The organism is Nostoc cf. edaphicum LEGE 07299, from assembly GCF_015207245.1.
GTDB lineage: Bacteria > Cyanobacteriota > Cyanobacteriia > Cyanobacteriales > Nostocaceae > Nostoc > Nostoc edaphicum_B.
Genome location: NZ_JADEXF010000114.1, coordinates 1 through 7954, shown reverse-complemented (window position 1 = coordinate 7954; position 7954 = coordinate 1). Strand labels below are relative to the sequence as shown.

At 41.0% G+C, this 7954-nt stretch carries 9 protein-coding genes; 4 read left to right on the top strand and 5 right to left on the bottom strand.

The window, feature by feature from the left end; translation table 11 throughout:
• On the bottom strand, positions 1-655 hold a 655-nt coding region (locus IQ229_RS05240), incomplete at its 3' end, for a cadmium resistance transporter (protein WP_194041904.1).
• Positions 656-784: 129 nt separating this feature from the next.
• On the opposite strand from IQ229_RS05240, the gene IQ229_RS05235 reads away from it, so the two are divergent.
• Entirely contained in the window at positions 785-1489 is a 705-nt protein-coding gene (locus IQ229_RS05235; protein WP_194041902.1) for a cadmium resistance transporter, read from the top strand.
• Between the two features lie 352 nt (positions 1490-1841).
• Here the strand turns inward: IQ229_RS05235 and cysK are convergent, their stop codons facing one another.
• Both cysK and IQ229_RS05225 read right to left on the bottom strand, forming a co-directional pair.
• Positions 1842-2804 carry a cysteine synthase A gene (cysK, locus tag IQ229_RS05230; protein ID WP_194041900.1) on the bottom strand — a complete coding sequence of 321 codons (963 nt, stop codon included), beginning with the start codon at positions 2802-2804 and terminating at the stop codon, positions 1842-1844.
• A gap of 18 nt (positions 2805-2822) precedes the next feature.
• Complete coding sequence (locus tag IQ229_RS05225) at positions 2823-3305, bottom strand: RrF2 family transcriptional regulator (protein WP_194041908.1); 483 nt, start codon at positions 3303-3305, stop codon at positions 2823-2825.
• Between the two features lie 215 nt (positions 3306-3520).
• Between IQ229_RS05225 and cysE the strand changes: the two genes are divergently transcribed.
• Entirely contained in the window at positions 3521-4246 is a 726-nt protein-coding gene (cysE, locus tag IQ229_RS05220; RefSeq protein ID WP_409339895.1) for a serine O-acetyltransferase, read from the top strand.
• 357 nt (positions 4247-4603) lie between these two features.
• Positions 4604-5194, top strand: a complete 591-nt coding sequence (locus tag IQ229_RS05215) for a Crp/Fnr family transcriptional regulator (protein WP_194041898.1) — start codon at positions 4604-4606, stop codon at positions 5192-5194.
• A gap of 5 nt (positions 5195-5199) precedes the next feature.
• Here IQ229_RS05215 and IQ229_RS05210 read toward each other — a convergent pair whose 3' ends face one another.
• The gene (locus IQ229_RS05210; RefSeq protein ID WP_194041896.1) at positions 5200-5532 is read right to left on the bottom strand and encodes an NIL domain-containing protein; all 333 of its coding nucleotides are present in this window, start codon (positions 5530-5532) and stop codon (positions 5200-5202) included.
• Between the two features lie 22 nt (positions 5533-5554).
• Positions 5555-6220: an NIL domain-containing protein gene (locus IQ229_RS05205; RefSeq protein ID WP_194041894.1), complete on the bottom strand. Its 666-nt coding sequence runs from the start codon at positions 6218-6220 to the stop codon at positions 5555-5557.
• 719 nt (positions 6221-6939) lie between these two features.
• Between IQ229_RS05205 and IQ229_RS05200 the strand changes: the two genes are divergently transcribed.
• Complete coding sequence (locus IQ229_RS05200) at positions 6940-7458, top strand: hypothetical protein (RefSeq protein ID WP_194041892.1); 519 nt, start codon at positions 6940-6942, stop codon at positions 7456-7458.
• The last annotated feature ends 496 nt before the right edge of the window (positions 7459-7954 follow it).

The following is a 7954-nucleotide window of genomic DNA, read 5'->3' as shown; positions in this document are numbered from 1 at the left end:
TTACCGAAGGTATTAAAGTGAATGTACCTCGTTCATACATAATGAACAGACCCAAGCCAATTAACACAAAAGGTACGGCAGCTTTACCGTAGCGACTTAAAATATTAGCAATGGTAGGTTGACGACTTAAAAAATAAGCGATCGCACACCAAACCCCTACCATGATAAAAAATATACCTAAAATTACTCCCAAACTGGTAAGGTTATGACCAGCGAACAAAGGGATATATATACTAATATTGTCACCACCATTAGCGATCGTTACTGCTGCCACTTTATAGGTTTGGGGGTGCAAAATACTCAAAATAAAAGATAATACCGGGTTCGTAGGTGTAAGCTCTCTAAAATCACTGCTGACTGTCTGAACTGTTATCGTTTCTTCTTTTCTAGATATTAATTGCTGAATACCAATTGCTATTGGTAGTAGTCCTAGCAATCCTATCCATTCTCGCTGTACAACCAATCCACCAAAAAATCCTGGTAAGCTAGCGATAATAATAGCTGTAAAACCCAGATATTGACCGAGTAAGATATGCCGCCGCCGAAAATTAACATCTACCTGTGAAAAAAATATTAACAAGATAATGATGTCATCTATGTTAGTGGCGATGAAGGCAATTATCCCTTCACTAAAGGCTGTCCCTAGCTGACTCATGCTGGATTTTTAGAATCTACGATTTACCACCATACCAAATTAACCTTTCAAGTAATTGAACTACATTACTCCCTACTCCCTATTCTCCATCTTAGTCGTAGTCTAAATACCTGAAAACTGCTGTCAAATATGAGCGAGTTAGTTACTGAAATTACTACAGGGGCAATTGCGTTCATTGCCACTAACATTGATGATATTGTCATTCTATTGTTGTTTTTTTCTCAAATAAATGCTAACTTTCGCCCCCGGCATATAGTTGCTGGTCAGTTTCTCGGTTTTACAGTTTTGTTAATCCTTAGTCTTTCGGGTTTATTTGGAGGATTAGTTTTATCAAAAAACTGGATTGGATTACTTGGTTTACTACCAATGTCCATAGGTATCAGTAGCTTAGTGAATCAAGAAGAAGATTCATCAAAAGAAGTTGTAGCTACTAGAGAAGAAGCATCAACAATTACTAGCTTTTTTTCTCCCCAAGCTTATAGTGTGGCAGCTGTTACAATTGCCAATGGTAGCGATAATATTAGTGTCTACGTGCCTTTATTTGCTAGCTGCAACTTAGAGAGTTTTTTGGTAATTATCGGATTATTTTTTCTCTTGTTAGGAGTTTGGTGCTACGTTGCATACAAATTAATTAACAACAGAGTCATAGCTGATGTATTGACTCACTATATTAATAATCTTGTGCCTTTTATTCTGATCGGATTAGGGGTTTTTATTGTATTAAAAAGTGAAGCTTTAAGTCCAATAAAGCTAGCTGCTAGTGGTGTCTGTTTGATGATTTTGGTGAAAAATAATGAAAGTAACGATAAAATTGGCGAAAATTCTAGTAAATGAATGTCACTAGTACGACGGACGTGGCGGAAATTTCCAAAAGGATTGATGTTTGAAAAAATTTCTGTTTCTGTATCAGCTAACGGCTGTGCGTACACAGTAGAACAGCAGGAGAGTGTGCCTAAGCAATTGCAATATTCCAAAAGAACAGAAGATTAGGCGATCGCTATTGTTAATCAGATGCTCCACAGTGTATTAATAAACAAGGAAGGGCGGATTTGACGATCTAAATTAACAGTTCACGATCATATCAAGGAAACCCGCCCCTACCTAATCCTGGAACTTAGTTTAATTCACGATTCTAAGTTGCCTCATTAAGAGTCTTATCCTGAGAATGCTTACTTACTATAAGAAATCAAACTTTACTCAACCACTCATTCTCTTCTGGGTCTTTGAACAGTGAGGTGCTGAGGTAGCGTTCGCCAAAGCTGGGCTGGATCATGACGATGAGGCGACCTGCATTTTCTGGCCGTTGTGCCACTTGAATAGCCGCGTATAAAGCAGCGCCAGTCGAAATCCCCGATAGCAATCCTTCTTCTTTTGCGAGGCGACGGCTGTAAGCGATCGCTTGCTCATCTGCTACCTGAATCACTTCATCTACCAGTTCTGAACGGTAAATTGCTGGGACAAATCCCGCGCCGATACCTTGAATTTTGTGAGGGCCTGATTTACCGCCTGCTAATACCGGACTGTTGCTGGGTTCAACTGCGATCGCTTTAAAACTCGGCTTCCGTTTTTTAATAACTTCTGCAACTCCCGTAATTGTGCCACCAGTACCCACTCCCGCCACAAGAATATCTACCTCTCCATCGGTATCATTCCAAATTTCTTCGGCTGTGGTTTCGGCGTGAACTTTCGGGTTAGCAGGGTTGCGGAACTGCTGCAACATATAAGCATTGGGCGTTTTAGCTACAAGCTGTTCTGCATGAGCGATCGCTCCTCGCATCCCTTCTACCCCTGGCGTTAACTCTAGTTGAGCGCCATAAGCTTTGAGCATGGATCGTCTTTCGTGGCTCATTGTGTCAGGCATCGTTAGAATGAGATGGTAGCCCTTGGCAGCTGCTACCATCGCTAGCGCAATTCCTGTATTTCCAGAAGTCGGCTCTACTAAAACAGTTTTTCCGGGGTGAATCAAGCCTGCTTCTTCTGCCGTTTCCACCATACTCGCGCCAATCCGGTCTTTCACAGAAGATGCTGGATTCATGCTTTCTAGCTTCACCACAATCCGAGCAACCGCTCCTGACGCTTGGGGAATCTTGTTTAATTGAACTAAAGGAGTTCGGCCGATTAACTCTGTGATATCTTTCGCTATCCGCATGGGGGTACTCCGTCGTGTCTAAATATAATACATTGGACTCTGCTGGGCGCGAGTTTCTCTTTCCTCGCACAAGTCTTGGAGTGTATAACGACCCAAAACTTCTATTGAGGCAGCGTTAGCTTGCTCCCAAACTTCATAAACCAGAGTCTTTTCCAGAGTCGGAGAGTTAGAGGTATCTTTCTCTTTCCGCTCGCCTTCAACCAAAGTGACAATTTCAAGTATTGTAATCTGCCAAGGTTCCCGAACTAAAACGAAACCTCCTTTAGAGCCGCGTTGACTCTGCACCACACCAGCACGCCGGAGGTTGGTCAAAATTTGTTCCAGATAGCGCTCAGGTATGGGTTGCTTGGCAACGATCTCGCTCATGGTTAAAGGAAGTTTTTTTCCGTGGTGGCTTGCCAGTTCTAATAGTGCCAGCAGCGCATATTCCACTTTGGAAGACAGATCCAAGAGAGCGTAGTTTTGGCTATTCAACACTGTACTCAATATACTACGGTGAATTGAGGGACTTCTCGCAGTTTATGCGAAATTAATTTTTTTCAACTGTGGAATGTGATAACATCCCACTTATTACCCACAAAAACACTATACTCTATCGACTTACCGTAGATTTAGATATTACACAATTCCCAATATAAAGACTCGATCTTTTTCTGGGAATCATCCTGAGTTTCTGTTTTCAGAGCCTCACCTACCAACAAAAATCTCAACAGAGTATGCTAATAACTGATTTGCGAACCATTTTTGAGCGTGACCCAGCAGCCCGTAACTGGCTAGAAGTATTGTTCTGTTACCCTGGACTGCAAGCTCTAGTGTTTCATCGATTGGCGCACTGGCTGTATAAAATTGGAATTCCCTTTATACCAAGATTCATCTCTCATATTAGTAGGTTTTTAACCGGAATTGAAATCCATCCTGGGGCATTAATTGGCCAGGGAGTGTTTATAGACCACGGCATGGGAGTTGTGATTGGCGAGACTGCGATCGTGGGGGACTATGCTCTGATTTATCAAGGTGTCACCCTTGGCGGAACTGGGAAAGAAAGCGGCAAACGCCATCCAACTTTAGGTTCTCATGTAGTTGTGGGAGCGGGTGCGAAGGTATTGGGAAATATTCAAATTGGCGATCGCGTCCGTATCGGAGCCGGTTCTGTGGTGCTACGAGATGTTCCGAGTAACACTACAGTAGTTGGGATTCCAGGGCGCGTAACTCGTCAAAACAACTTAAATAGCAATGTTCTGGATCATGATAAAGTACGCGACGTAGAAGCTGAAGTCATCCGCGCTTTATTTGAACGCGTCAAGTCTCTAGAGAAACAGTTTGAGCAGTTGGAACAATCAAGTTTGTCCCCAACTGAACTTGGCGACGAATTAACCGACAACCCTAAGAGCAAAAACTCTGATGGGATGATTGAAGATTTTCTTGATGGTGCAGGAATTTAGGGAATGGAGGGGGAGAGGTGACAGGTGATAGATGACAGGTGACAGGTGATAGGGAATTATCTGTACCCTGTAACCTGTACCCTATTCCCTTCTTGGAGAGGTGATAGGGAATTATCTGTACCCTGTAACCTGTACCCTATTCCCTTCTTGGAGAGGTGATAGGGAATTATCTATACCCTGTAAACTGTAACCTATTCCCTTCTTGGAGAGGTGACAGGGAATTATCTATACCCTATAACCTGTACCCTATTCCCTTCTTCACTCCCCTCCTCCCCTCTTTAAAATACCCATAGGTTCTTATAACCTGATATAAATATAATACTACGGTTAATTTATCGGAGAATAGTGTTATACAATATGGTGTCTTTGTACACAAGCTTATCTAGTTCAAACAGTAACAATACTAAGCAACTTTTTGCCCGTAGGTCATTTCTGCCAGAGCATCATAACGACCTTTGGAAGATTGAAACGGGTTTTGTGAGAACTTTTAGCTATCTGGAAGATGGTACAACTGTTGCTTTAGGATTGTGGGGCCCTGGAGATGTCGTTGGTAAGGGGTTGTCAAAATTAGAACCTTATCAGATGGAATGCCTAACTAAAGTAGAGGCAACAGTTTTACCTCTAGAGGAATGGACTGAACTAACAGAAACTCTACTTGCCCATATCCAACAAGCTCAAGAATTGATGATTATTCGTAGCCATAAAAAAGTGGATACTATGCTTATCAAGCTATTGGCATGGTTATCCAAAAAGTTTGGTTCGGAAGTTGAGAAGGGACGTTTAATAGATATGCGTCTGACTCATGAAGACCTGGCGGAAATGCTCGGTTCAACTCGTGTTACAATCACTCGTGTTCTTGGGCAGTTTGAGCAAGAAGGCTTGATCGATCGTCTCTCCCTACATCGAATTGTGTTGCGAGAAGAAGAAATTTGGTACTATGAAATTTAATTATTTCAGTAAAACCAGCTATCGCCGTCAGCATTCGGCTTGCCCATAATTCTAAGATTCAAGGATTCTAGGTAAGCTAAACCGCTAGAAATTTGTGGCACTGTTCCCCGCAGTTCAATGTCAAAGCATCCTTCTGCATTTGGTTGTAGCATAGCCTTGGTAATATTAACTACCAAGCCGTAATTAGAAATTAACTGCGAAATCACGGGCGCTTGCAGATAGCATTTGGGAATATGTATCCGTAGACGAATTTGAGTAACTTGGCTTTTTTCAGAAACTGAAGAAACCAATGATAATCTGTTTTGGGAACTGGTTTTTTGGTTATTTAGTGCTGCCATTAGATAGTGATGATTTTATTAATTAGCGTAGGCGTAGCCCGTCGTAGACATCGCTATAAACGCTAGACAAATCTAGCCAAATCGGTAGTCCCAGTTTTTCTAAATAACTCAGGCTAGAGTAGAGTTGCTTTGTTCTTCCCCACAAATCCAAGTCAAACCAGCCGTCATCTTGTGTATCGGGTTGAAGTATAGCACTGGTGATATTGACTGTTAGTCCATAACGAGAAACTAACTCGGAAATCACTGGTTCTTGGTAATAAGATTTTAAGATGCACAGTTGCAAGCGTAATCGATTGGTTTGACCCTGAGAAATCCATTGCTGGAATTGTTCTTGCCATTTATTTGTCAACCATGCAGAGTCTTTGGGACTCAGTTTGCTAGCTGGATTTGGGAAAGGTAGAGTGTGCTGGTTGGGTTGAATTTGGTTAGCGATCGCTAGTTGCAGTAAATTCACTCCCAATCCTTGCAAGTAAGATAGGCTATTTGTCAGTTTTTGAGGATTTCCTGAAAGTTCCAAATCAAACCAGCCATCGCTATCACTGTCGGATGTCAGAGATGCAGCTTTAATATTGACAGTTAAACCATAACGAGACACCAGCCGAGAAATTACAGGTTGCCTGTTATACCGTTGAGGCACAAGAATTCGACTGTGGACTGAAGCAGGTTCTACAGATTTACTCTCAGACATCAGATTAATTCCCAATAGCGATGCCTACGGTGGTCACTGAGCTTTGTCGCTACGCAATTTTTGGGTTCGGCAGAGAATCTTGCTAATGCTGCGCCCCTATAATTCAACTGTATGTGGTTGAATATCAGCCTCATAGAAATTTTCATATTTGTAGCTTTTTCCCAAACTACGGTAAATCTATCGATTTAATGAACTAATTCTTATGTAAAGGAATATATCACAAATTGCGCAAAAAAGCATCAGCAAATTAACGTAAGTTCGGAGCAATTTATGTAGAGTAATGGACGCTAAACGAATTGAGAATTTATTCCATCTGTCCCTTCGCTGATATCGTCATTATCTTAGAATTAAAATTGAATGTATCCTTTTATCCTTTTTACCCGACCTCACTAAATCGCGTTGCTCCCGTTCGATGTTCTTGTGAGAGAATAAGTTACACATAGCTTTTAGGGACTTACATGAATAAACCCTAAAATATCATTACCTGACCCTCCAACTGGGGAATGTCGTTTACAAGATTTAAGTTTTAATAAGCACCCTATTTATTCACGAGTTCCTCACATTGTTTTTCTAATATCAAGCATCAAAATCGAGGCGCTCAAGTATTGCATTAACTATCTTGAGAATTCACCGCCTTAAACAACTTTAACAACATGAGTACAATCTATATGAACTTTAAAAAATTTGGTGTGTTACTGTCTATATCTACAATTTTTGGAATGAACGTTATTACAACCAAGACTTTGGCTGAAGATTTGCCTAGTATTACTTTTGGAGCAATAATAACGTCTGGATGTAGTGTTACAAATACGCTTCCTGGATCTGTCCCTACTACCTTACCCATCGCCTTGGATCAAATTAGTGCAAGCGAGGGTCAGCGTCAAAGGTGTATTTTACGTGCTCAGACTTTTATTCCTAGTGGTTTCTTCGTCGAAGATATGCAGATACTTTACCAAGGAAGTGCTACAGTTAGTCCAATGAGTAAAGGTGCTAGCTTAAGCAGAACCTATAGCTTTAGTGGTGGTTCTCTTGGTCAAGCCATATCTTCCATTAAAACTACCAACTTTACATCTAACGGTTCTAATGGATTTGCGGAGCAAGATGGTATTACTGTTCTATCTACTTCATGTGGTGGACAAGGACAATTAGGTATTAATATAATTGCACAATCATCACTAGGAAGTTCTATAGACATCTCCAAAATAGTAATACTTTCTGGTAAGCTGTCACGTTGCTAAATTTAATAAACTGTATTACTTTCATTTGTAATTTTTAGCTCCCATTTAATCAGACCACTTTCATTAAGCAATTTACTCGACTTATTTGCCAGATATTTACCAATTGATGTTGGGGAATCGCCTCATATAATACCGCCCCTTTTTTATCAACCGAAGGTATGCCAATGGCTTTCGTGGTATAGTTTTAGCGTGAATTAAGATGAGATTATCCAAAGTTTTTGCCTCTTGGAAATCTTATGCACCTCTTTACATCCGACTTGTGTATACACGGTAGCAAAGAGCGGGAGAACAAAAGAAATGCATATTGCCTTACAAACGGTTAATAGGGGGAAAGGAGAGAAATAGCTCTTTATTGCCAATAACCGCAGCTTTACGGTTGGACGCCACTACCGTCACAAAGATTAAAACCCTTAATACTTAGTTAAATTAAAGACATCAAGAAGGATGAGGGCAAATCTCTCAAACGATATGAGCGATCCACGCGTAACTACATACG